This window comes from Haloferax mucosum ATCC BAA-1512, from assembly GCF_000337815.1.
In the GTDB taxonomy this organism is placed as follows: Archaea; Halobacteriota; Halobacteria; order Halobacteriales; family Haloferacaceae; genus Haloferax; species Haloferax mucosum.
In genome coordinates, this window is record NZ_AOLN01000018.1 from 253,298 (window position 1) to 273,970 (window position 20,673).

The 20,673-nt window shown below is 64.3% G+C and carries 25 protein-coding genes; 17 read left to right on the top strand and 8 right to left on the bottom strand.

Annotated elements, in window-relative coordinates:
- The first annotated feature begins 27 nt into the window (after positions 1-27).
- Positions 28-1,170 carry a PGF-CTERM-anchored ABC transporter substrate-binding protein gene (locus tag C440_RS13960; RefSeq protein WP_008321215.1) on the top strand — a complete coding sequence of 381 codons (1,143 nt, stop codon included), beginning with the start codon at positions 28-30 and terminating at the stop codon, positions 1,168-1,170.
- 59 nt (positions 1,171-1,229) lie between these two features.
- On the opposite strand, the gene C440_RS13965 is transcribed toward C440_RS13960, so the two are convergent.
- Positions 1,230-2,177 (bottom strand): hypothetical protein, encoded by a 948-nt coding sequence (locus tag C440_RS13965; RefSeq protein WP_008321216.1) that lies wholly within the window; start codon positions 2,175-2,177, stop codon positions 1,230-1,232.
- A gap of 115 nt (positions 2,178-2,292) precedes the next feature.
- Between C440_RS13965 and srp19 the strand changes: the two genes are divergently transcribed.
- Genes srp19 through C440_RS13980 form a run of 3 tightly spaced genes read left to right on the top strand, consistent with a single transcriptional unit; the run spans position 2,293 to position 3,884 of the window.
- A complete protein-coding gene (srp19, locus tag C440_RS13970) occupies positions 2,293-2,571 on the top strand; it encodes a signal recognition particle subunit SRP19 (RefSeq protein ID WP_008321217.1) in 279 nt (92 codons plus the stop codon).
- Positions 2,571-2,795 carry an H/ACA ribonucleoprotein complex subunit GAR1 gene (locus C440_RS13975; RefSeq protein WP_008321218.1) on the top strand — a complete coding sequence of 75 codons (225 nt, stop codon included), beginning with the start codon at positions 2,571-2,573 and terminating at the stop codon, positions 2,793-2,795. Before srp19 ends, C440_RS13975 begins: the two co-directional genes overlap by 1 nt.
- A gap of 48 nt (positions 2,796-2,843) precedes the next feature.
- On the top strand, positions 2,844-3,884 hold the full coding sequence (locus tag C440_RS13980) for a presenilin family intramembrane aspartyl protease PSH (protein ID WP_008321219.1): 1,041 nt from the start codon (positions 2,844-2,846) through the stop codon (positions 3,882-3,884).
- Between the two features lie 79 nt (positions 3,885-3,963).
- Here C440_RS13980 and C440_RS13985 read toward each other — a convergent pair whose 3' ends face one another.
- Complete coding sequence (locus tag C440_RS13985; RefSeq protein ID WP_008321220.1) at positions 3,964-4,446, bottom strand: PUA domain-containing protein; 483 nt, start codon at positions 4,444-4,446, stop codon at positions 3,964-3,966.
- 119 nt (positions 4,447-4,565) lie between these two features.
- Here C440_RS13985 and C440_RS17845 point away from each other — a divergent pair, with 119 nt between their 5' ends.
- A complete protein-coding gene (locus C440_RS17845) occupies positions 4,566-4,733 on the top strand; it encodes a hypothetical protein (RefSeq protein ID WP_169317795.1) in 168 nt (55 codons plus the stop codon).
- A 274-nt stretch (positions 4,734-5,007) separates the two neighbouring features.
- Entirely contained in the window at positions 5,008-5,907 is a 900-nt protein-coding gene (locus C440_RS13995; RefSeq protein WP_008321222.1) for a DUF7847 domain-containing protein, read from the top strand.
- Positions 5,908-5,925: 18 nt separating this feature from the next.
- Here C440_RS13995 and C440_RS14000 read toward each other — a convergent pair whose 3' ends face one another.
- Positions 5,926-6,423, bottom strand: a complete 498-nt coding sequence (locus tag C440_RS14000; protein ID WP_008321223.1) for a LabA-like NYN domain-containing protein — start codon at positions 6,421-6,423, stop codon at positions 5,926-5,928.
- A gap of 380 nt (positions 6,424-6,803) precedes the next feature.
- Between C440_RS14000 and dapA the strand changes: the two genes are divergently transcribed.
- The 11 genes from dapA (at position 6,804) to psmA (ending at position 15,911) form a co-directional block, all read left to right on the top strand.
- Entirely contained in the window at positions 6,804-7,721 is a 918-nt protein-coding gene (gene dapA, locus C440_RS14005) for a 4-hydroxy-tetrahydrodipicolinate synthase (RefSeq protein ID WP_008321224.1), read from the top strand.
- Positions 7,718-8,479 (top strand): 4-hydroxy-tetrahydrodipicolinate reductase, encoded by a 762-nt coding sequence (gene dapB / locus C440_RS14010; protein ID WP_008321225.1) that lies wholly within the window; start codon positions 7,718-7,720, stop codon positions 8,477-8,479. Before dapA ends, dapB begins: the two co-directional genes overlap by 4 nt.
- Positions 8,476-9,318, top strand: a complete 843-nt coding sequence (locus C440_RS14015) for a 2,3,4,5-tetrahydropyridine-2,6-dicarboxylate N-succinyltransferase (RefSeq protein WP_008321226.1) — start codon at positions 8,476-8,478, stop codon at positions 9,316-9,318. Before dapB ends, C440_RS14015 begins: the two co-directional genes overlap by 4 nt.
- On the top strand, positions 9,315-10,583 hold the full coding sequence (gene lysA, locus C440_RS14020) for a diaminopimelate decarboxylase (protein WP_008321227.1): 1,269 nt from the start codon (positions 9,315-9,317) through the stop codon (positions 10,581-10,583). Before C440_RS14015 ends, lysA begins: the two co-directional genes overlap by 4 nt.
- The gene (gene dapF, locus C440_RS14025; protein ID WP_008321229.1) at positions 10,580-11,446 is read left to right on the top strand and encodes a diaminopimelate epimerase; all 867 of its coding nucleotides are present in this window, start codon (positions 10,580-10,582) and stop codon (positions 11,444-11,446) included. The genes lysA and dapF overlap by 4 nt, the downstream gene beginning before the upstream one ends.
- Positions 11,443-12,549, top strand: coding sequence for a M20 family metallopeptidase (locus tag C440_RS14030; protein ID WP_008321231.1), 1,107 nt, complete (start codon positions 11,443-11,445; stop codon positions 12,547-12,549). The genes dapF and C440_RS14030 overlap by 4 nt, the downstream gene beginning before the upstream one ends.
- A gap of 38 nt (positions 12,550-12,587) precedes the next feature.
- A complete protein-coding gene (locus C440_RS14035) occupies positions 12,588-13,166 on the top strand; it encodes a BGTF surface domain-containing protein (RefSeq protein ID WP_008321233.1) in 579 nt (192 codons plus the stop codon).
- 183 nt (positions 13,167-13,349) lie between these two features.
- Positions 13,350-14,045 carry an RNase P subunit p30 family protein gene (locus tag C440_RS14040; protein WP_008321234.1) on the top strand — a complete coding sequence of 232 codons (696 nt, stop codon included), beginning with the start codon at positions 13,350-13,352 and terminating at the stop codon, positions 14,043-14,045.
- On the top strand, positions 14,029-14,655 hold the full coding sequence (locus tag C440_RS14045; protein ID WP_008321236.1) for a class I SAM-dependent methyltransferase: 627 nt from the start codon (positions 14,029-14,031) through the stop codon (positions 14,653-14,655). The genes C440_RS14040 and C440_RS14045 overlap by 17 nt, the downstream gene beginning before the upstream one ends.
- A gap of 5 nt (positions 14,656-14,660) precedes the next feature.
- Positions 14,661-15,140, top strand: coding sequence for an Rpp14/Pop5 family protein (locus C440_RS14050; RefSeq protein ID WP_008321237.1), 480 nt, complete (start codon positions 14,661-14,663; stop codon positions 15,138-15,140).
- 6 nt (positions 15,141-15,146) lie between these two features.
- On the top strand, positions 15,147-15,911 hold the full coding sequence (gene psmA / locus C440_RS14055) for an archaeal proteasome endopeptidase complex subunit alpha (RefSeq protein ID WP_008321239.1): 765 nt from the start codon (positions 15,147-15,149) through the stop codon (positions 15,909-15,911).
- A gap of 215 nt (positions 15,912-16,126) precedes the next feature.
- Here the strand turns inward: psmA and C440_RS14060 are convergent, their stop codons facing one another.
- From C440_RS14060 to C440_RS14080, 5 genes are all read right to left on the bottom strand, one after another.
- Positions 16,127-16,480, bottom strand: a complete 354-nt coding sequence (locus tag C440_RS14060) for a helix-turn-helix transcriptional regulator (RefSeq protein ID WP_008321240.1) — start codon at positions 16,478-16,480, stop codon at positions 16,127-16,129.
- A 25-nt stretch (positions 16,481-16,505) separates the two neighbouring features.
- Positions 16,506-17,258, bottom strand: coding sequence for an NRDE family protein (locus C440_RS14065; protein WP_008321242.1), 753 nt, complete (start codon positions 17,256-17,258; stop codon positions 16,506-16,508).
- A gap of 67 nt (positions 17,259-17,325) precedes the next feature.
- On the bottom strand, positions 17,326-17,529 hold the full coding sequence (locus C440_RS14070; protein WP_008321244.1) for a hypothetical protein: 204 nt from the start codon (positions 17,527-17,529) through the stop codon (positions 17,326-17,328).
- A gap of 38 nt (positions 17,530-17,567) precedes the next feature.
- Positions 17,568-20,066, bottom strand: coding sequence for a dihydropteroate synthase (gene folP, locus C440_RS14075; protein ID WP_008321246.1), 2,499 nt, complete (start codon positions 20,064-20,066; stop codon positions 17,568-17,570).
- A 63-nt stretch (positions 20,067-20,129) separates the two neighbouring features.
- Positions 20,130-20,558 (bottom strand): universal stress protein, encoded by a 429-nt coding sequence (locus C440_RS14080; protein ID WP_008321248.1) that lies wholly within the window; start codon positions 20,556-20,558, stop codon positions 20,130-20,132.
- Positions 20,559-20,673 lie beyond the last annotated feature (115 nt).

A 20,673-nucleotide genomic window follows, 5' to 3' on the forward strand; every position in this document is an offset into this window, starting at 1 on the left:
TATTGAACTACCGATGAGGCCACTACCGTGAACTACCGATACGTTGCCGCGTTGTTGGCACTCGTGACCGTGTTCGCCGGCGTTCCGGCACCGGTCGCGGCCGCAGACCAGACCACACAGTGTACGTTCCCGATGACGGTTACCGACGCCACGGGGACCGAAGTGAACATCACAGACGACCCGGAGCGCGTCGTCACGACGAACCCGAGCGCCGCCCAAACGATGTGGGAAATCGGCGCGAAAGACGAAGTCGTCGGCGTCTCGCGGTACGCGATGTACCTCGATGGGGCGAGCGACAAGACGAACGTCTCGGGGTCGAACGGTCTCAACGTCGAGGTCGTCATCGGTCTCGAACCCGACCTCGTTCTCGTTCCGAACTCGTCGTACTCCGCTGACCCGGACCGAATCGCACAGCTCCGTGCTGCCAACCTCTCCGTCGTCGTCTTCGAGTCCGGCGAGTCGCTCGAAGGCGTCGCTAACAAGACCGAACGAATCGGTAGATACACCGGCAACTGCGACGCTGGCGTCGAGCGCGCCGACGAGATGCGTACGTCCATCGAACACATGGAACAAGCGCTTGAAGGCGAGGAGCGCCCGGTCGGTCTCAACTCTTTCTTCGGCTACACCTCCGGAGCCGGAACGTTCATCTCCGACGTGATGACGACCGCCGGACTCCGGAACGGGGCCGCCGAAGCCAACATCACCGACTTCGCACAGATTAACGAAGAACTCGTCGTCGAGATGAACCCCGAGTACATCGTCATTCCTTCGCACGCCCAAGTCCCGAGCGGTCCGGCCTACAACAGCACGACCGCGATACAGGAGGGGAACGTCATCGTCGTCGAGAACAACAAAATCCAGCAACCCGCACCGCGCGCAATCGAAGCGAGCGAGGATATCATGAACGCGGTCCACCCCGACGCGTACGAGCGGTATCTGGCGCTCCAAAACGAGTCGGCGGCCGGCGCTACCGACTCGACCGATTCGACTGATGCAACAGATTCGACGAACGAGACGGCCACGTCGGAACCCACAAGCGAGAACGCTACCGAAGCACCCGAGACGACCGCGACAGCCGAACAGACCACCGAAAGCGATGCACCCGGATTCGGTGCAGTCGTGAGCGTCATCGCGCTCGCCGCCGTGGTGCTTTTCGCCCGGTTCCGATAAGGAATACACACCCGACGTTTTTTCGCACGTTTCGCCGCGAGTCCGTCGCACACCAGTAGTCACAGCGCCGAAAGCAGGGCTGTGAAACTCGCATCGGACAGCCAGAACGCCAAGAGCTGTCCGCCAAAAATCAACACGACACCGACGATGCCGAGCCGGTAGACGCGCTCGTGCATCGCGTGCTGTGCGCGTTCGATGTCGCCTCGAATCAAGGCCGCTTCGGACGAACCATCGATACAGACGACGCCGGGGTCCGAGGCCTGCGTCGCATTTCCGACGACGGTGACAGGGCCGTCGGTGGGGATGTATCGCTCGGCGAATCGGAGGTCGTCGTCCGACGACCCGGGAGCCGGGAGGTCCGGGTGTTCGCTGAGGGACGTGGCCGCAGGCTCCGGAACGTCCTTCGAGAGGTCGATACTGAACGTGTGTTCTTTTTTGTTGAACGTGTGGGGGTTCTCTGTAGCGACTTCGACTGCCCCGTCCCCGAGCGAGAACTCGACTTGCTCGGTTCCGTAGCCGAGATGCGCCCACTCTCCTCTCGAACCGCTGAAACTCCCCTTCCGAACGGTCCAATCGGTGTAGACAGACTGACGACCGGAAAACGGTGTTGTGGGCTGGCCTTCCCGGTCGTCTGCGGTCGGTGTCGGCCGACCCGAAGTAGCGACGAGTGAGCCTGTATCGCTCGGGGAGATTGATCCGGGTTCGACGACGGTCGCACGCCGCAACAGGCGATAGGCGTCTCTCGAACTCACCGAAACAGCCACGAACAAGAACCCAACCCCGACGGCCGCGGAGCCGAAAAACCACAGGTCGTTGCCCATGTCTGCGCCCGCGAGAACGGGGAGATACGCCCACAGGAACGCCGCGATAGCGAACACCCAGCCAACGTGGCGTGGAATGCCGAACTGCTGAGACATGTGCGATGTCGCTCCCGGGTCGAGCCACCGGACTGAAAACGCCAACACGGCCGTGGCGACAACCACTGTAACGTACCCGGCGACACTCATGTTAGTTGGTTTTCAATCACCATTACAATAAGTATCCGACTACGGAATTGGCAGGCCTCCGCGTCCCGCCTCGAAGACCACAACCGTATTACCGTCGGATGGCGGAAACACGAGTATGGTCGAGAACGTCATCTACCCCGCCTACCTCGACGCCTCGCTTTCGCGGAGCGAAGGCCGGCGGGTCTCGCAGTCCGCCGCAGTCGAAGACCCGACCGTAGACGAAGTTGCGAAGGCCGTCCAGCAGGTCGGCTACGACGCGGTCATCGAACGCGACAAACGGTACTCTCGTGAGTTCGAGACGCGCGGTCGCGTCCTCGTGAACAACGCCGACGACGCCACGAAAAACGATATCGTGCAGGCCGCCGCCGCCTACGTCGGCATCCTCCGCGACTGATGCGCCGAATCGGCACCGTCTCTCGGACGGCACAGGGACTCGCAATCGTTCGCCTCGGCGACGACGACCACCCCGACATCGGGACGATGGTCGTTGACGAATCGCTCTCGACAGTCGGCCGCATCGTTGACGTGTTCGGTCCCGTGGGCCGCCCGTACGTCGCTATCACGGCCGATGACGGCAACCCGGCGCGACTCGTCGGGAGCAAGCTCTACGCTCGCTGACGAATCCAGAGCGCAATCCCCAAAGCCTTCGGGCGGAAACGCCCCTTCATGTCACGCCGCGCCTATCGAGGGGTCGCCCTCGCCGCCCTCATCTTCCTCGTCGTGCAGGTGGGTGCGCTCGCCCTCGCTCCGACGTTTTCTGAACTCGGCTATCAGACCTTCGACGACCCGAGCAACCCGACGAACAGCCTCGTCTACATCGCCGCGATTATCGGCATGACGGCGTTCATGCTCGCCGCGTTCAAATACGACCTCGACCAGCTTATCCGCGGGATTATCGTCCTCACGAGCGGGTTGCTCTCGTGGTACGTCTTTTCGGCCGTCGTTCCGAGCGACCCCGTCGCCATCGCCCTCTCGGCGGCCGTCGCCATCGCGCTTTTCGTCTACCCCGAGTGGTACGTCATCGACACGTCGGGGGCACTCATGGGCGCGGGTGCGGCGGGGCTGTTCGGAATCAGTTTCGGACTGCTTCCCTCGCTCGTCCTCCTGTCGGTTCTCGCCGTCTACGACGCGATTAGCGTCTACAAGACGAAACACATGCTCGACCTCGCCGAGGGCGTGATGGACCTCCGAATCCCGGTCGTCCTCGTCATCCCGACGACGTTCTCGTACTCGCTTCTCGACGACGACTTCGCGCGCGACGCGAACGACGTGGGTGAAAATGCGCCGGACGCAGACGTAGGCGCGGACGCGGAAGATGCGGGCGGTGAACTCGAAGCCGGAGACGAACACGAGTCCGAGGACGAACACGACGACGACCACGAAGCGGACGACCCGTCCGACCGCGACGCGTTTTTCATCGGTCTCGGCGACGCTGTGATGCCGACGGTGATGGTCGCCTCGGCGGCGGTCTTCTCCGAGGCTCCATCACTCGGCTTCTCGGCGCTTCCGGTGTTGAACCTCCCCGCACTGCTCGCCATGGTCGGGACGTTCGTCGGCTTTGCGGGACTGATGTGGGCCGTGATGAAAGGCCGCGCACACGCCGGTCTCCCGCTTCTCAACGGCGGCGCTATCGGCGGCTATCTGGTCGGAACCATCATCGCTGGGATTCCGCTCGTCGAAGCGCTCGGTCTAGCGCAGTACCTCTAACTCGACTTCGAATTCGCTGGGTACCGGTACTGGGAACACCGCTTCGTCGGTGCTCGACGACAGAATTCGACGCTTCTTCTTACTCGTCGCTTCCCGCGCCTTCGCGGACTCGTACGGCCATCCCGGTCTCGAAGTCGAGCATGGCATCCGCCGAGAGTTCCGCGCGGCCGACGCCGAGAAGGTTGCCCTCGGGTCCGACGACGCACACCTCGTCGCTCGACCGAACGTCGGGGTCTACGTCGGTCACGAACTTCGCAAAGACGTTCTTGCCGTCGCGGACGAACGGAACCGATTCGTCGCCCACGCGGACGACGTACGCGTCGCCGTCGAGTCCTTCACGGAGTCGTCGCCCGCCGGCAACGCCGAGGGTGAATCGGCCGTCGGTCCCGTAGGAGGTGACACGGTCGCCTTCGACGTACACCTGTCTCGGTCGGCCGCTTCGGGAGCGAGAGAGTTCGATAGCCGCGTCCGTGGGGAACAGCGCGTCGCCCGCGCCAGCCCCGAACTGGTAGTCCGCGACGACCCGGAGGTCCGTCAACCCGGTCGCATTGGCTTCGGTCATGGTCGGCCGTACAGGCCGCCCGGTAAAGTGGCTCGCGGTCGCGGCCGACCGCGTGCCGTATGTTGCCACAACAGTTCGAGACGGAAAGTCATAAGTACCGGAACGACCGCCGTCGGAGTATGACTGTGGACGTTCGACTCGCCGGCGTGGGGACCATCTTGCTCCTCGTGAGTAGTGGTCTACTCACGCAGACAGCAATCGACGGGCGGCTATCGCTTGTTCTCGCCGCCATCGCTACGCTCGGCGCGTTCGCAACCGTGCTTCGCGTGTCGTCGCCGACGGCCTGAGGCAGGGTCCTATCGCCACGTCGGCGTCCCGACTGTCGAAGCGCGTTCGTTTTTCTCGAACATCGCGGGCGTCCGTTTTTCTCCGGCATTTCGATTTGAGATACCGAGGGTTGCAGTCGGGTCTGCGTTTAGTCTCTGGACGTATTGTGAGTGATTTCCAGTAGATTCGGCGAGAGACTCGCGTCTAACCGGACGACAAGGAGTGAGTCGTAGATGGAACGTGTCCCCGCAAAACCCGTCGCATTTACGTATTACCACTCCGACACATCGAGGTATGGCTGTTATTAAATCCCTCCAGACCGCCCTAGAGGGAATCAAAACCAACCCGGTTTTATTCCTCGGTGGGCTTATCCTCGGTCTCATCGTCCTCCCGCAGACCGTCGCCCAGTTGGCGGAGATTCCGTTGCTCCCGCTTGCGTTGCAGGTGCTGACGTTCTTCATCACGCCGTTCATCCTCGCTGGAATCTACGGCATGGCCGACGAGGCGGTCGAAAGCGACACGTCGCGGACCTCGTTATCGACGCTGAAACGGGTCGGCCGCGACAAGTACATCCCGCTCCTGTTAGCGACCATTGTCGACTTGGGGATTATGATTCCCTTCATCTTCGTCTTCACCATCCTCGGTATCGTAGGCGTGTTTGCACTCGGCTTCGGGACTGTCGCCACTGGTAGTGACCTTGCCCTCAGTGGCGGTGTCATCGCCCTTCTCCTCTTCGTCGCGGTGGTCTTGTTGGTGTATCTTATCGTCATGCTCGTCATTCAGTTCTTCCCGGTCGCCGTCGTCGCCAAGGACGCCGGCGCAATCGAGTCGTTCGGCAAAAGCTACCGACTCGTCAGGGAGAACATCCTCGCAACGATTGGCTACTCACTCGTTCGGTTCACGGTTGGATTCATCCTCTCGCTTCCGACTGTCGGACTCGGAATCTTCCTCTTCATCCAAGAGACGCAGTCACTACAATCCGTTGGGGGTACGCCCGAAACGATGTCGGCGGCAACGGGCCTCTCAATGGTCGAAATCGCCGGCTTCGCGGCCATCTCGCTGGTGACACAGATGGTTCTGACCGCCTTCAACACGACCTACGCGGTCGCCTTCTACGAAGCGCACGACTCGGGGTCGTCTACACCGTCCGGTCCCGACATCGATGGTGACGCGGCGATTCCGCAGTTCGAGTAGAACAGTGACGCGCTGAACTTACAACAAGAACGTCTCTTTTCGCTCCGAGAGGTCGATAAAGGCGTCAGCCGCATCGACGAGTTCGGTCGCGGTCGATTCTTCGAATGCCATCACCTCGACGCGCACGCCCTCGTGACGGAGGTGCGTACAGAGTCGCTCGAAGTCGCCGTCGCCAGAACAGAGGACGACGGTATCGACGTGGTTCGCAAGGCTGACTGCGTCCAGCGCGATGCCGAGGTCCCAATCGGCCTTCTTCGACCCGTCGCCGAACGTCTTGATGTCCTTTATTTTCGTCTCGAATCCGATGTCAACGAGTGCGTCGAAAAAACGGTCTTCGTCCGGGGAATCCGCTCGGATGACGTAGGCGATTGCCCGCGTGAGCGACCGCTGTGCGGTCCCCTTCTTCAGTAACGACGAATAGTCGATGTTTCGTGAGTACAAGCTCTGTGCTGTGTGGTATAGGTTCTGCGCGTCGGCCAGAATGGCGACGCGTTGACCGGGGTGAATCTCAGTCATTCGTTCGACGATTGTACGGCCCGGGCTAATAACCGTCCGGGAGCGACAACCGACGACGTTGTTACAACTCGAACGAATCGTCTCCGCCGTGAGACGTGTGGCGACGCCGACACCCGCCGGACGGCAGGACCTGCTGACGACGCAAGTTATATTACGCTTCCAGTTCCCACATCGAGTGTGAACGACGCGACGCCGGATTCGCTGACCACAACACGGTCAACAGCGTCGCGTACCGCTTTCTTTTCGAAAAAACGCGTGTATTGAATCGCTCGTTGCGGGTGTAGCGAACCCGTCTCGGGCGGCCTTCGGCTGACGCGCACTCGGTTTGACGACCGTTTCCCACGCAGGACTACATCGGTTCCGACACCACACAACGACACATGACAACACTTGACTTTCGCGGCGTCTATCCCGCGATACCAACCCCGTTCGACGAGGACGGGCGTATCGACTTCGAGCAACTGCAATCCGACGTTCGGCGACTGGAGACCGCCGGTGTCGATGGGGTCGTCCCCGTCGGGTCCACGGGCGAATCGGCGACGCTAACCCACGACGAACACGTCGAGGTCGTCGAGGCCGTCGTCGAGGCGGTCGAAGACATCCCCGTCATCGCCGGGTCCGGGTCGAACTCGACCCGCGAGGCGCTCGAACTGTCACGACGCTCCGCCGACGCCGGTGCCGACGCGTTGCTCCTCATCTCGCCGTACTACAACAAGCCCGAACAGGCGGGTATCGTCGAACATTACCGCACCATCGCCGACGAGGTTCCCCTGCCGCAAATCGTCTACAACGTCCCCGGACGGACCGGAAGCAACATCCTGCCCGAGACGGCGGCGACGCTCGCCGAGCACCCGAACATCGTCGGCTACAAGGCCGCAAGCGGCGACCTCGGCCAGATATCTGAGGTCGTCGAACGCACCCGCGACGAGGACTTTGCGGTACTCTCGGGCGACGACGGATTGACGCTACAGACGCTCGCTGTCGGCGGCGACGGTGCCATCTCGGTCGTGGCGAACGTCGAACCCGCACGTACGGGCGCGATGGTTCACTCAGCACTACAAGGCGACTACGACCGTGCCCGGGACCTCCACCACGAACTCGGCCCGCTCTGTCGGCACCTGTTCGTGGAAACGAACCCCATCCCGGTTAAGGAAGCGATGGCAATCCGAGGGTACGGTCCCGCACACCTGCGCCCACCGCTCACGCGGCTTTCGGAACCCTACGCCGACGAACTGCGCCGCATCCTCGACGAACTCGCCGCGGAACCGACGGTCCCGGACGGAGGGTCCGACGCGTGACCGTTACCGTCGGCGTCGCGGGCGCGACCGGACGAATGGGCGAAGCAGTCATCGCCGCGGCCGCCGACCGCGACGACATCAACGTCGCGCTCGCCGTCAGTCGCTCGCCCGGAGCACACGTCGAAGGCGTCGAAGTCGAAGACGCGGCCGACCTCCCGGGGTTGCTCGAACGCCGCACCCCGGACGTACTCGTCGATTTTACCGGTCCAGCCGCTTGTATCGAGTACGCGGCTACCTGCGCCGACGCAGGCGTCGCCTTCGTCTCGGGGACGACCGGACTCAGTGAGGGCGGATTCGACGCGCTCCACGAGGCCGCCGCGGACGTGCCGGTGCTCTACGCGTCGAACTTCTCGCGCGGCATCGCGGCGCTTCGCCGGGCGGTCCGAGAGGCGGTCCCCGCGCTCGACGGCTACGATATCGAACTCACCGAAACGCACCACAACGCCAAGCGAGACGCGCCCAGCGGGACGGCACTGACGCTTCTGGACGATATCGACGACGCGCGAGGGGAGTCGCCTCGTGTCCACGGCCGCGAGGGTGAGGCCCCGCGAGACGAGCGCGAAATCGGCGTCCACGCTCGGAGAGCGGGGGATATTGCCGGTGAGCACGAGGTATTACTGGCTGGCAATCACGAGTCACTATCACTCACGCACCGCGCGGGGTCGCGGGGTGTCTTCGCCGCCGGCGCGCTCGACGCCGCGGCGTGGGTCGCGGACCGCGACGCCGGATGGTACGATTTCACCGAGGTACTCGAATGAGTCTTGAATCCGACATCGAAACCCTGTGGCAACGATACGACGACGGCGACGTAGACGCCGCGTCCGCAACCGTTGACGAACTCGATACGCTCGACGCGTTCCTCGACGCTCTCGAAGCGGGCGCGGTTCGCGCGGCCGAAAAGACCGGCCCCGACGTGACCTCGTGGGAGGCAAACGAGTGGGTCAAACGCGGCATCCTCCTCAACTTCGGCCTGCGTGAGACGCTCGTCCGCGAGTACGGCGACGTTCGCTACCACGACGTGCTCCCGCTCCGCGACACCGACGACCTCGGCGACCGCGGCACCCGAAACACGCCCGACGGAACCGTCGTCCGCCGCGGCGCGCACCTCGGCGCGGACTGCATCATGATGAGTCCCTCGTTCGTCAACATCGGCGCGTCCGTCGGCGACGACACGCTCGTCGATTCTTGTGACACCGTCGGCTCTTGTGCCCAAATCGGTGCGGACGTAAAGCTCGGAGCGAACACGCTCATCGGCGGCGTCCTCGAACCCGTCGAGGACGCTCCAGTCGTCGTCGAAGACGGAGTCGCACTCGGCGCTGGCTGTCGCGTCACCTCGGGTTTCGTCGTCGGCGGGAACTCCATTGTCGGCGAGAACACGCTTCTTACGCCGCGTATTCCCGTTTACGACCTCGTGGACGAGGAGATTTACTACGGCCATCTGCCCGCGAACCGCCGGGCGTTTACCCGCTTCGTGGAGTCTTCGCTCGGCGACCACGACCTGTTTGCGGGCGGCGCGTACAAGCCCGCCGTCGTCGCCCTCGACATCGAAGATGACACCCTCGACGCGACCTGTCGGGAGGAGGCACTCCGCGAATGAGCGACGGAGGTCCGGCCGTCCGGCGACTGGCCGACTGGAACCGCGAGCGCCTCCTGTCGCTCGCCGACGAGTTCGGCTCGCCGCTGTACGTGACCGACCTCCAGCGCGTCCGCGAGAACTGTGCTCGTCTTCTGTCGGCGTTCCCCGACGCCCACGTCAGCTACGCCGTCAAGGCCCACGCCGGGCGAGCGGTCCTCGAAACCGTCCGCGAGACCGACATCGACGCGGAATGCGCCTCGGCAGGCGAAGTCGAGCGCGCACTGGCCGCTGGATTCCCGGGTGACCGTATCCGCTACACCGCGGTCAACCCGCCGGCGGCCGACCTCGACCACGTCGTCGAACGATGGGAAGAGAACCCCGAACTGACCATCACCGTCGGCGCGACAGACACCATCGACCGTCTCCGAGAACGTGGATTCGACGGGCGACTCTGCCTTCGAGCGAATCCCGGTATCGGCGCGGGCCACCACGAGAAGGTCCGAACCGGTGCTCACGCGAAGTTCGGGATTCCAATCGACCGCGTGTCCGACCTCGCCGCGGGCGTCCGCGACGAGTTCGACCTCGTCGGCGTCCACGCCCACGCCGGAAGCGGTATCTCAGGCGACGACCTCTCGGCGCACCGCGAACTCGTCCGCCGGATGGGCGACCTCGCTCGCTCTGTCGGCGACCTCGAATTCGTGGCTGTCGGCGGCGGGTTCGGCGTCCCGTACCGCGAGGACGAACCGGCGCTCGACCTCGCCACCGTCGCCGACGCGACCCGCGAGGCACTCGGCGGGACCGACGCCCAATTGGCCATCGAACCGGGTCGCTACGTCGTCGCCGACGCGGGCGTGCTTCTCTCGCGGGTCAACACGGTAAAGGCCGTGCCCGAAACGACCGTGGTCGGCATCGACGCTGGTATGACGAGTTTACTCCGACCGGCGATGTACGACGCGTACCACGCGATTTCGAACCTCTCTCGCCCCGACACCGAGACGGTTCCGACCATCGTCGCGGGCCCCGTCTGCGAGACGAGCGACGTGTTCGCCGACGGGCGACCGCTCTCCCGCCCCGAACGCGGCGACCTGCTCGCACTCGGCAACGCCGGCGCGTACGGTTACGAGATGGCGAGCACCTACAACTCCCGTCCGCGCCCCGCAGAAGTCGTCCTCGACGGCGACGAGTTCCGACTCGCTCGTCGCCGCGAGACCCTCGACGACGTCACGTCCCTCGAACGAACCGCATCCGAACATCCTCACACTGACCAAGCACCACACAATCTATGAGCGTACTCAACTCCGTTCCGTTCGAAAAGTACCACGGCACCGGAAACGACTTCGTCGTCGTCGATGCCGAAGACCCAGTCCCGGACCGACCCGCATTCGCGCGAACGCACTGCGACAGAGACGCCGGTATCGTCCCCGCCGGAAGCGACCGACGCGGTGCTGACGGCGTGCTCTTTCTCGCACTCGAATCCCGATACGACCCGCCGCGGGTCGTCATGACGCTCGTCCAACCAGACGGCTCCGTCGCCGCGATGTGCGGCAACGGCGCTCGCGTGGCCGCCGCGTGGGCCGCCGAGCGAACCGACACGGACGAAATCATGATCGACACGCCCGCGGGAACCCGACGGGCGACTATCGACGGCACCGACGTACACGTCGAGATGGGCGTCCCGTCGTTCAGTCCCCGCGACGTCCCGCTCGACAGCGGCGGCGAACTCGTCGAGACCGACGTTGGCGAGCTGTCGATTACTGCCGTCAACACCGGCGTTCCGCACGCCGTCGCGTTCGTTGACGACGTAGACGACGTTGACCTCGAATCCGTCGCGCCGTCGATTCGGCACGCGCCGTTGTTCCCCGATGGCGCGAACGTCACCGTCGCCTCGCCCGACGGCCGCGGCGGATTCCGTCAGCGAACCTTCGAGCGCGGCGTCGAAGGCGAAACGCAGTCCTGCGGGACCGGCGCGGTCGCCGTCGTCGCCGTCGCCAAGCGACTCGGCCTCGTCTCCGGTGACGACCCCGTGTCGGTCTCGCCGCCGGGTGGCGCGCTTTCGGTCGTCGTTCCCGACGACGAGACGGCGCTTCTCGGCGGTCCAGCCGTCTACGAGGGCGACGGCGAAGCCGACATCGTCTTCCGCGGTCGATGAGCGGCGAGCGATTCGACCCAATCGAGTTCCTCGAACGGGCCGTCCCCATCGCCTCGAACGAAGACGTCGGCGAGATGCGCGACCGACTGGTCGAGACGCTCGAATCTCGCGGCGTCGAAACCGTCGTTGACGACGCGGGCAACACCCTCGCCGCGAAGGGTGCGGCCGACCCCGAAAGCCACCTCGTCCTCAACACGCACATCGACACTGTCTCGCCGCACGTCGCGTACGAACGCGAAGACGGAATCATCCGCGGGCGCGGCGCGTGCGATGCGAAGGGACCGCTCGCGGCGCTTCTCGCGGCCTTCTTCGCGGTCGAACCAGCACCCGACGCGCGGGTGACGCTGGCGGTCACGCCCGACGAAGAACTGCGTTCGACCGGCGCGGCCGCACTCGACGTTGCCGGCGACTGCTACATCGTCGGCGAACCGACCGGTCTCGACGTGTGTACGGCCGCGAAAGGGCGCTTCGAAGGGACGGTCACACTCTCCGGTGTCGCCGCCCACGCCGCGGAACCGGACTCGGGTGCCAACGCTATCGACGCGCTCGCGCCCGTGCTCGGCGCGATTCGCTCGTTCGACGACGACCGCGACGACCATCCCGACCTCGGAGCGGCGACCCTGACACCGACGATGGTCGAAGGCGGCGAGAACTCGAATCAGGTGCCAGCGGCGTGCCGACTCGTCGTTGACCGCAGAAGCGTGCCGCCGGAGACGGCAGACGGCTTCCGCGAAGCGCTCGAATCGACCCTCCGAGAGTCAGTTCCGGACGGTGTCGGCGTCGCGTTCGCGCTTACCGAGCGGCCGACGCCGTTTCTCGAAGCGTTCGCAACCGACACCACTCACGAACTCGTGACGACGCTCGCACAGGCGTCGCGGGACGCCGGCGGACGAGGCGACGTTCGCACGTTCACCGCGGCGACGGAAGCGTCGTACTTCTCACCTGCTCCCGTGGTCGTCTTCGGTCCCGGCGAACTCGCAGACGACGACGGGGCCGTCGCACACGCGGACCGCGAGTACGTGACCACGACCGCTGTCCGAACCGCGGCCGATGCGCTCGAAACCACCGTCACAGCCCTCGTTGGTGCGTCAACTGTCGATTAATCAAAACGTACTTGTCACCCGAAGATATATTTTGGGTGATGCGTCCTCCCCAGTCGCTCGCCGTCGTCTTCGTCTTCCTCCTCCTTTCGGCATCCGGAGCCGTCATCGCTGACGGTGGGACCGTCATCGACCACCAAGGCGAGAGGCTCATCCTCGACGCCGCGGAAGGCCAGCACATCCACGGAACGACTCCGTTCGAAGCCGGGACCGTCATCGGCGTCCGGGTGCAGGCGGTCGGCGGCACCCATCCGTTTCTCGTCTCGAACATCGTCCGCGTCGGTGAAAACGGAACGTTCGACGCCTCGTTCGACTTCTCGGAGTTAGCGCCGCTTCGAGGCGGGCCGGTGCAAATCTCCGTTCGGCACAACGAAACATCAGTTCACCAGACAAACGGAACGCTCGTGACGAACAACATGCCCGAAGACTCGACGTTCACGCCCGTATCCGGCACCGACGAGACGATGACCACGACCGCCCGAATTACGACGGTGCGCGCGACGAGCGATTCGATGTCCGGGTTCGACGTTCCCGGGTTCGGAGTCGAAACCGCTCTCACCGCTCTTACCGCCGTTGTCTCGGTCGTTTGTGCGGCACTGGTCGCTCGCGGACGCTGGTAGTGTCGTCACGGCCAGCACGTTTTTGCCACGTTCAGCACGTCGGTTTGCCGTCCACGTGGCCGTTCGCGCTTTCATCTCGTCTCCGCACGTGGCCGTTCGCGCTCGCTTCGAACCCAGCTGTACGCGGTAGTCACGCGACGCCGGAACGCAACGCCCTTTTTCCACCCCGCCTATCGTCGGCGTATGTACGAGGCGGTCTACGCACACCCCGACGGTGAGAGCACGGCCAGTCGCGTCGCTACCGCCGCCGGGCGATACGGTTACGACGGTATCGTCGTGCGCGGTCTCGACGCCAGCCCCGACTACGACCGCCTCCGCGACGAACTCGACGTTGACTTCGTCGATGCCGTCGAAATCGACGCTCCCGACCCGGAACGCGCGAGCGGCGCGGTCGGGAACTACCGCCCCCAGCGCGAACTGCTCATCCTCCGCGGCGGGACGAACGCGCTCAATCGATTCGCCGTCGAACAGCCGCGGATAGACGTGCTCTCGCGGCCGATGCACGGGCACGGAAACTTCAATCACGTCCTCGCAAAGGCCGCCCGCGACAACGGCGTCCGCATCGAGTTCGACCTCGGGCCGGTCCTCAGAAGCAACGGCGGAACCCGCGTCCAAGCGCTTTCGGACCTTCGAAAGCTCCGCGAACTCGTCGAATACTACGACGCGCCGTACGTCGTCTCGGCGCGACCGAGGTCGCACCTCGAACTCCGCGCGCCCAGAGAGTTGGCCGGACTCGGCGAAGTCATCGGCTTCGACCGCGAGCAGGTTCTCGACGGACTCCGCGAGTGGGACCGCCTCGCGGCGCGAAACCGCGAGCGGATGTCCGAGTCGTTCATAGCCCCGGGTGTCGAACGTGGCAAATATGAAAAAGACGATTGAGGAACACGCGGACCGATTTTCCGACATCGCCACCGACTACGACGACTCACAGGACAGCGAGGAGTATCGCGCCTGCGTCTCGCTCGTGGTCCACTACGCCGACCCCGCGGACGACGACGTGGTACTCGACCTCGGCACCGGAACGGGCGCTATCGCGCTCGCGCTCGCACCCGACGCAAAGCGCGTCGTTGGCCGCGACATCAGCGAGGGGATGCTCGAACAGGCCCGCAAGAAAGCCGCCGACGTTAGCATCGAGAACGTCGAATTCGGCGAGGGCCGCTTCCGTGACCCGAACGTAGACGAGACCGAACAGGTCGATATCGTCGTCTCCAACTTCGCCATGCACCACCTCTCGGACGAAGAAAAACGCGAGGCAATCGAGGCCATCGCCGCGCTCGAACCGCGGCGGTTCGTCCTTGGCGACGTGATGTTCTTCGGCGAACCCGACCCGGAAGAGCCGTACTACTCGCCCGAAGTCGATGACCCCGCGACGGTCGGCTATCTCGCGGACGCGCTCACAGACGCCGGATTTGTCCTCACGGCCGTCGAATCGGTCCACGAACAGGTCGGCGTGCTCGTCGCCGAGCGAGCGCCGGATATCGACGAATAGGCTCGATGAAACACCTGCCAAAACACCTTCGGCCGCGGTGGCGATACCTCGCGGTCGAAATCGAGGCGTGGCCCGACGCGAGCCTCAATCGCGGGGCGTTCCAACGCGAACTCTGGTACGCCGCCCAGAACCTCATCGGCGACTCGGGGAGTGCAGACGCCGATTTGACGGTTCTCGGGTTCGATTCCGCGGACGGTGTGGCCGAAACCATCGTTCGCGCCCGTCGCGGCACTGTGGACGATGCTCGGGCCGCAATCGCCTGCATCGACGAACTCGGAAGCGACCCCGTCGGGGTGAGAGTGCGAGGCGTCTCCGGGACGGTGCGTGCCTGTTCGGAAAGGTATTTACACGGCCGGGCCGGAATTTCTGAGGAGAGAGACGTCGTGTTCGAGAACGAATCACGGACCGCCGCCGTCCGCAACTCCCTCCTGGACGTTCGCGGTCCGGACGGGTTCACGGGCGCGACGCAACTCGATTTCGAGTGATATTCCATGCAGGGACAAGCGCAACAACAGGCGTACGACCGCGGGATTACGATCTTCTCGCCGGATGGTCGGCTCTATCAGGTCGAATACGCTCGTGAGGCCGTCAAGCGCGGCACCGCGAGCATCGGTGTGCGAACGCCCGAGGGCGTCGTCCTCGCGGCGGACAAACGTTCTCGCTCGCCACTGATGGAACCGACGAGTGTCGAGAAGATTCACAAGGCGGACGACCACATCGGCATCGCAAGCGCCGGGCACGTCGCTGACGCGCGTCAGCTTATCGACTTCGCCCGCCGCCAGTCGCAGGTCAATCGCCTCCGCTACGGCGAACCCATCGGTATCGAGACACTGACCAAGGAAGTTACGGACCACATCCAGCAGTACACGCAGGTCGGTGGTGCCCGCCCGTTCGGTGTCGCGCTCCTCATCGGCGGCGTCGAAAACGGCACGCCGCGCCTCTACGAGACGGACCCCTCGGGGACGCCCTACGAGTGGAAGGCGGTCTCCATCGGTGCCGACCGCGGTGACCACCAATCCCACCTCGAAGAGAACTACAGCGACGACATGTCCCTCGAAGACGGTATCGAGTTGGCGCTCGAAACCATCGCGTTGACGAACGACGAGGGCACGTCGCCCGAAGGTGTTGACGTTGCGACGGTCTCTGCCGAGACCGAAGCGTTCGTCGAACTGTCGAACGACGAAATCGAGTCGTACCTCGAAGCCAACGACCTGTTGGTTTCCGAGGAAGACGAAGAACAAGAACCCGAAGAGTAAGCCGCGTCCCGCGGTTTCGCGTTTTCTTCTTTGAGTCAGTGGACTATACGTAGCGGTTGCGCTGGATTCGACGACGGAGATTCAGCTATCGCTGTTCGACGACGGGTTCGACGACGAAGATACGAAAGACGCTGGAAAACGCTTCAGGTCAGTGTTTCTGCGACGCGATGCGATGACGCAAGCGTCGGGTCAGTGTTTCGACGATGTGAGTGTCGTCAGTACTCCTCGTAAGCGAGGTTCATCAACCACTGCGAGAAGGCGTTGCTGTTCGCGTTGATCTCTTCTTCGCCGATGAACGGCGAGAGCATGTCCCCGGCCATGAGCATCGCAAATTCGAGGTCGCGGGCGGCGGGTTCGAGGTAGTAGGTCGTGTGGCCGCTGTAGACGGTCTGTGTGCGCTTGATGAGACTGAGCGACTCCAGCACTTCGGCGATGCGGCTTCCCTTCCGGGACGAGATATCGAGTTCCTTCCAGAAATCGCTCTGATGGATGCCGCCCGACTCGCGGATAAGTTCCAGTCCCGCGCGCTCATCGGAAGAAAGATCGGCTTCGGCTTCGCTCGCACTCATACCACGTACACGTCGGGCGAGTGGTTTAATCCTGACGTTCGACCGGTTCGAAGGCGGTCTGACACGGCGGCCCGTCGGCGAATTCGTACGTGAATTCGTCCGCGCCGAGCGTGATGATGGACGACGAACGCGTCCCGAATCGGCCCTCGGAGTCGTGGACGCAGACGCCGAAGTCGTGGTCGCCGAGTGCGTCACGTGCGCGGTCGCGCCACGCGGCCAGCGGCTCGCTCGCCTCGGGTTGGAGCGTTTCCCACAGTCGCCGGGCGTTGTCGGCTTGTCGTTCGCCGACTTCGGGACGTTCCGGCGGGACGAACCACGAATCCGGCGTGCCGACGTTCACGACGACGTGGACGCCGGGTTCGAAGTTCCGAACCGAGAGACCGCCGTCCCACTCGAAAAAGAGCGCGGCGTTCTCGTCGGCGACGACGAGATTGAAGCCGTCGTAGGTGCGGTCGGCGACCGCGTGCTCGACGAACCGAGCGGCGTCCTCGGCAGTCTCGTGACGAAGCGCGTCGCGGACGAGGTGGCCCCGAGACTGCTCGCCGCCGCCATCGACTTCGACCCAGCGGTTCGTGATGCCGACGAAGACGCCGGCATCGTTGTAGCCGACCCACGTGCCGCCCGCGTCTGCGTCGCGGGGGGCGACGATTTCGGGACCCTCGCCGTCGGTCCAGTGCTGTGGCGGTTCCGCGGGTCTATCGAGACGCTCGTCACGGTTGGCGGCGACGACGACGGGCGCGTCTTCGAACACCTGCCACGCGAGGATGAGTGTGCACACGAAGTGTGGTAGGGTCTCGGAGTGCAAAAATGCACCACGCCGCACTGCCACTGTCACCGGGTCACCGTTAGTCGCCGCGGTCGTCTTCGAGTCGCGTTTCCAGTCTCGCAACCTCGTCTTCCAACTCATCGACGCGCTGTTCGAGTTCGCGTCGGGAGGTGCGAATACGCCTGACGAACACGCTCACCGGGAAGACGACGAGGACACAGAACAGAAGAGCCGCTGGAACAGCAACGACGAGTACCGCCGGAAATGCGGTCGAGAGGTACATACACCATCCAACCGACCATGGTGTCAAAGTGTTATTGTCTACGCTCCGTCTTCGAACCGATTCGCGTCGCGGGACGCGAGCGCGACGTTCACGGCCGCGACGTTCTCCGGCACGTCGTGGACGCGGACGATGTCGGCTCCGCGGTCGGCGGCGATAGCCGTCCCGGCGATGGTCGCCGCGAGGTTGTCGCCGGCCTCCTCGCCGACGAGCGAGAACATCGATTTGTGCGAGTGCCCGACGAGCACGGGACAACCGAGCGCGCGGAACTCGTCGGCGCGGCCGAGCAGTTCGAAGTTCTCGGCGTTCGACTTTCCGAAACCGAGACCGGGGTCGATGATGATGTTTCGGCGGGGGACGCCCGCTTTTTCCGCCAGCAGAACGCGCTCTGTGAGTTCGTCGATAACGTCTTCGACCACGTCGTCGTAGTCGATGTCCTTGTCCGGAATCACCGGCGCGTCGATGCTGTGCATCACGATAATCGGCACGTCGCGCTCGGCGGCGAGAAACCGCATTTCGGGGTCTTCGAGACCGGTCACGTCGTTGAGGATATCGGCACCGGCGTCGAGAGCCGCCTCGGCGACCGCCGCTTTTCGGGTGTCAACAGAGACGAGCGCGTCGAGGTCGGAGATAGCCTCGATGACGGGCGTCACGCGCCGGATTTCTTCATCGACGGGAACATCGTCGGCACCGGGTCGGGTGCTTTCGCCGCCCACGTCGATGATGTCAGCGCCCGCTTCGACCATCGCGGCCGCCTGTTCGGCCGCGTCGTCGATGTCGTAGAACTCACCGCCGTCGTGGAAACTGTCCGGCGTGACGTTGAGAATGCCCATGACGGCGGTTTTGTCTTCCCACGGATAGCCACTCTCGGCCGCGGGAGACGTTTTGAGACTCGATTCGAGTTCGGCCGCAACTTCGGCCAGCGCGTACGGTCTCTCTCGGAGATTCGTCGTCAGTCGGTCGAACTGGTCGAGCGTCCCCATGAGCACGACATCGACGAGTTCGCCGCCGGATTCGTGGCCAGAGACGGCGCAGTCGCCGCCGAGCGAGAGCAGTTCTTCTCTGAGATGTCTCGCCTGCCGCCGTTGGACGCGCGTGTGAATCGACCGGTGAACTCCGGTCGCCGCTCGTTCGCGCCGGCCGCCTTCGTCGGCGACGTTGGCCCGTTCGAGCGTCGCTCGGGCGTCGTCGAGGGTGCGGTGTGTCTTCGGAATCATCGTCCGCGTCCACGTCGTTCGCGCCTCGGCGACGACGTACAGCGAGCCAACGACGAGCACGCAATCGTTCGAGTCGGCGCGCGCTCGGGTGCGCTCTAACGCCGCGGCAACCGCGTCACCGGTTTCGACGTCGGGGACGCCGACGCGCTCGAACACCGACGCGAGGATTTCGGGGTCTTCGCCCCGAGAGATGTCCGCGTGGCAGGTGGTGACCGAAGACACGTCGGGCAACGCCGCGACCATCTCGGCGTGGTCCTTGTCGTGCATCGCGCCGTAGACGAGATGCAAGTCGTCGTAGTCGAACTCGTCGAGCACGGTTGCGACCTGCGCACAGGCGTCGGGGTTGTGTGCGCCGTCTAAGACGACCATCGGAGCGGTCCCCATGACTTCGAACCGCCCCGGCCAGTGGGCGTTTCGAAGGCCGCGGTGAATCGCCGCGTCCGAGATATCGGGTCGAACCTGCCGCGCCAGTGCGACGGCGATTCCGGCATTCTTCGCCTGATACGCGCCTAAGAGTGGGATTCGAAGGTCGAGCGTCTCGTCGTCGGTTGCGACGGTGACGGCCGCCTCCTGGTGGTTGACGCGGCCTTCGTAGGTGGTTCGAACGTCAGCATCGGAATCGGTATCGGTGTCGTCGGCAGTGTCGCTGTCGGCACCGCCATTCGAGCGAGCGCCGCCGACAGTCAGCACCGCACCGGATTCTTCGCGGATGACGGCGAGTGCCTCGCCCGTCGCGCCCGTCACGAGCGGGTTGTCGGCGGGGGCGACGGCGGCTTTGGTGCGCGCGATTTCCTCGATAGTGTCGCCGAGGACTGCCGTGTGTTCGAGCGAGACGTTAGTGACGGCGCTCGCAACGGGGTCAACCGCGCTCGTCGCGTCGAGTTCGCCTCCCATCCCGACTTCGAGGACGGCCACGTCTACCGCTGCGCGGTCGAAATACCAGAGCGCGAGCGCGGTCACCGTCTCGAAGAACGTGAGCGGCTCGCCGTCAGCGGCGCGCTCGACCAGATACGGTTTCGCCTCGGCGACGAACGCCGACACCGCGGACTCCGGAATCTTTCTCCCATCGACGCGGACGCGTTCGCGGACGTCGTCGAAGTGCGGCGACGTGTACAAGCCGACGCTCAGTCCTGATTCGCGGAGCGTCGAGTCGAGCATCCGGGCGGTGCTTCCCTTGCCGTTCGACCCTGCGACCTGCACGAACGAGACTCCCTCGTGCGGGTCGCCGAGGTGAGAGAGCAACCGCTGAATCGACTCAGTCCCCGGCTTGACCTGAAACCGCCGGAGGTCGAAAAGGAAGTTCACCGCCTCGTGATACTCCATACCGAAGCAAACCCGCACGGTGGGCTTAGGCCTAACGTTCCGGTCTCACCGGCCGGCCTCGGACTACTCGTCGATGTGGACGACGAGAACCGGGCGGCGTGCGTTCTCGACGACGCGTTCCGTGACGCTCCCCAGCGAGGCGAGTTTGTCGCGGCCGGTCCGCCCGTGGGTTCCCATCACGATGACGTCGATGTCGTGTTCGTCCGCGTATTCGAGGATGACTCGGTGCGGGACGCCCTCTCGAATCGCCGTCGTCGTCTCACAACTCCCCTCGCACTCGTCGGTGCACTTCTCGACGGCGCCGACGGCGTCGTCTCGAAGCGACTGAATCACCGCGTCCTGTTGGTCGCCGCCAGCCGCGAGATAGATGCGCTGGTCCACGACAGACAGCGCGTGGACTGTCGAGTTCGGTCCCACGAGTTCAAGTGCGTGCTCGACCGCCTGCGTCGTTCCCGGGCTTCCGTCCGTCGGCACCAGAACGTGTTCGTACATACTCCTGTGTTCGACTCGTTAGCACTTGAAGGAATCCGTCAGTGTTAGTTGCTGAGAATACGCGTCGGGCGGAGTAGTTGTTAAATACCGGTTGGGCAGACTTTGAGGTGCGAGC

Coding starts and splice junctions, on each gene's coding strand:
- C440_RS14045 (WP_008321236.1), top strand. CDS start 14,029: ATGAAAAAGACGATTGAGGAACACGCGGACCGATTTTCCGACATCGCC.
- C440_RS13995 (WP_008321222.1), top strand. CDS start 5,008: ATGGCTGTTATTAAATCCCTCCAGACCGCCCTAGAGGGAATCAAAACC.
- dapF (WP_008321229.1), top strand. CDS start 10,580: ATGAGCGTACTCAACTCCGTTCCGTTCGAAAAGTACCACGGCACCGGA.
- C440_RS14000 (WP_008321223.1), bottom strand. CDS start 6,423: ATGACTGAGATTCACCCCGGTCAACGCGTCGCCATTCTGGCCGACGCG.
- C440_RS13965 (WP_008321216.1), bottom strand. CDS start 2,177: ATGAGTGTCGCCGGGTACGTTACAGTGGTTGTCGCCACGGCCGTGTTG.
- C440_RS14070 (WP_008321244.1), bottom strand. CDS start 17,529: ATGTACCTCTCGACCGCATTTCCGGCGGTACTCGTCGTTGCTGTTCCA.
- C440_RS14040 (WP_008321234.1), top strand. CDS start 13,350: ATGTACGAGGCGGTCTACGCACACCCCGACGGTGAGAGCACGGCCAGT.
- lysA (WP_008321227.1), top strand. CDS start 9,315: ATGAGCGACGGAGGTCCGGCCGTCCGGCGACTGGCCGACTGGAACCGC.
- C440_RS17845 (WP_169317795.1), top strand. CDS start 4,566: ATGACTGTGGACGTTCGACTCGCCGGCGTGGGGACCATCTTGCTCCTC.
- folP (WP_008321246.1), bottom strand. CDS start 20,066: ATGGAGTATCACGAGGCGGTGAACTTCCTTTTCGACCTCCGGCGGTTT.
- C440_RS14030 (WP_008321231.1), top strand. CDS start 11,443: ATGAGCGGCGAGCGATTCGACCCAATCGAGTTCCTCGAACGGGCCGTC.
- psmA (WP_008321239.1), top strand. CDS start 15,147: ATGCAGGGACAAGCGCAACAACAGGCGTACGACCGCGGGATTACGATC.
- C440_RS14015 (WP_008321226.1), top strand. CDS start 8,476: ATGAGTCTTGAATCCGACATCGAAACCCTGTGGCAACGATACGACGAC.
- C440_RS13980 (WP_008321219.1), top strand. CDS start 2,844: ATGTCACGCCGCGCCTATCGAGGGGTCGCCCTCGCCGCCCTCATCTTC.
- dapA (WP_008321224.1), top strand. CDS start 6,804: ATGACAACACTTGACTTTCGCGGCGTCTATCCCGCGATACCAACCCCG.
- C440_RS13985 (WP_008321220.1), bottom strand. CDS start 4,446: ATGACCGAAGCCAATGCGACCGGGTTGACGGACCTCCGGGTCGTCGCG.
- C440_RS14080 (WP_008321248.1), bottom strand. CDS start 20,558: ATGTACGAACACGTTCTGGTGCCGACGGACGGAAGCCCGGGAACGACG.
- C440_RS14050 (WP_008321237.1), top strand. CDS start 14,661: ATGAAACACCTGCCAAAACACCTTCGGCCGCGGTGGCGATACCTCGCG.
- C440_RS14060 (WP_008321240.1), bottom strand. CDS start 16,480: ATGAGTGCGAGCGAAGCCGAAGCCGATCTTTCTTCCGATGAGCGCGCG.
- srp19 (WP_008321217.1), top strand. CDS start 2,293: ATGGTCGAGAACGTCATCTACCCCGCCTACCTCGACGCCTCGCTTTCG.
- C440_RS14035 (WP_008321233.1), top strand. CDS start 12,588: ATGCGTCCTCCCCAGTCGCTCGCCGTCGTCTTCGTCTTCCTCCTCCTT.
- C440_RS13975 (WP_008321218.1), top strand. CDS start 2,571: ATGCGCCGAATCGGCACCGTCTCTCGGACGGCACAGGGACTCGCAATC.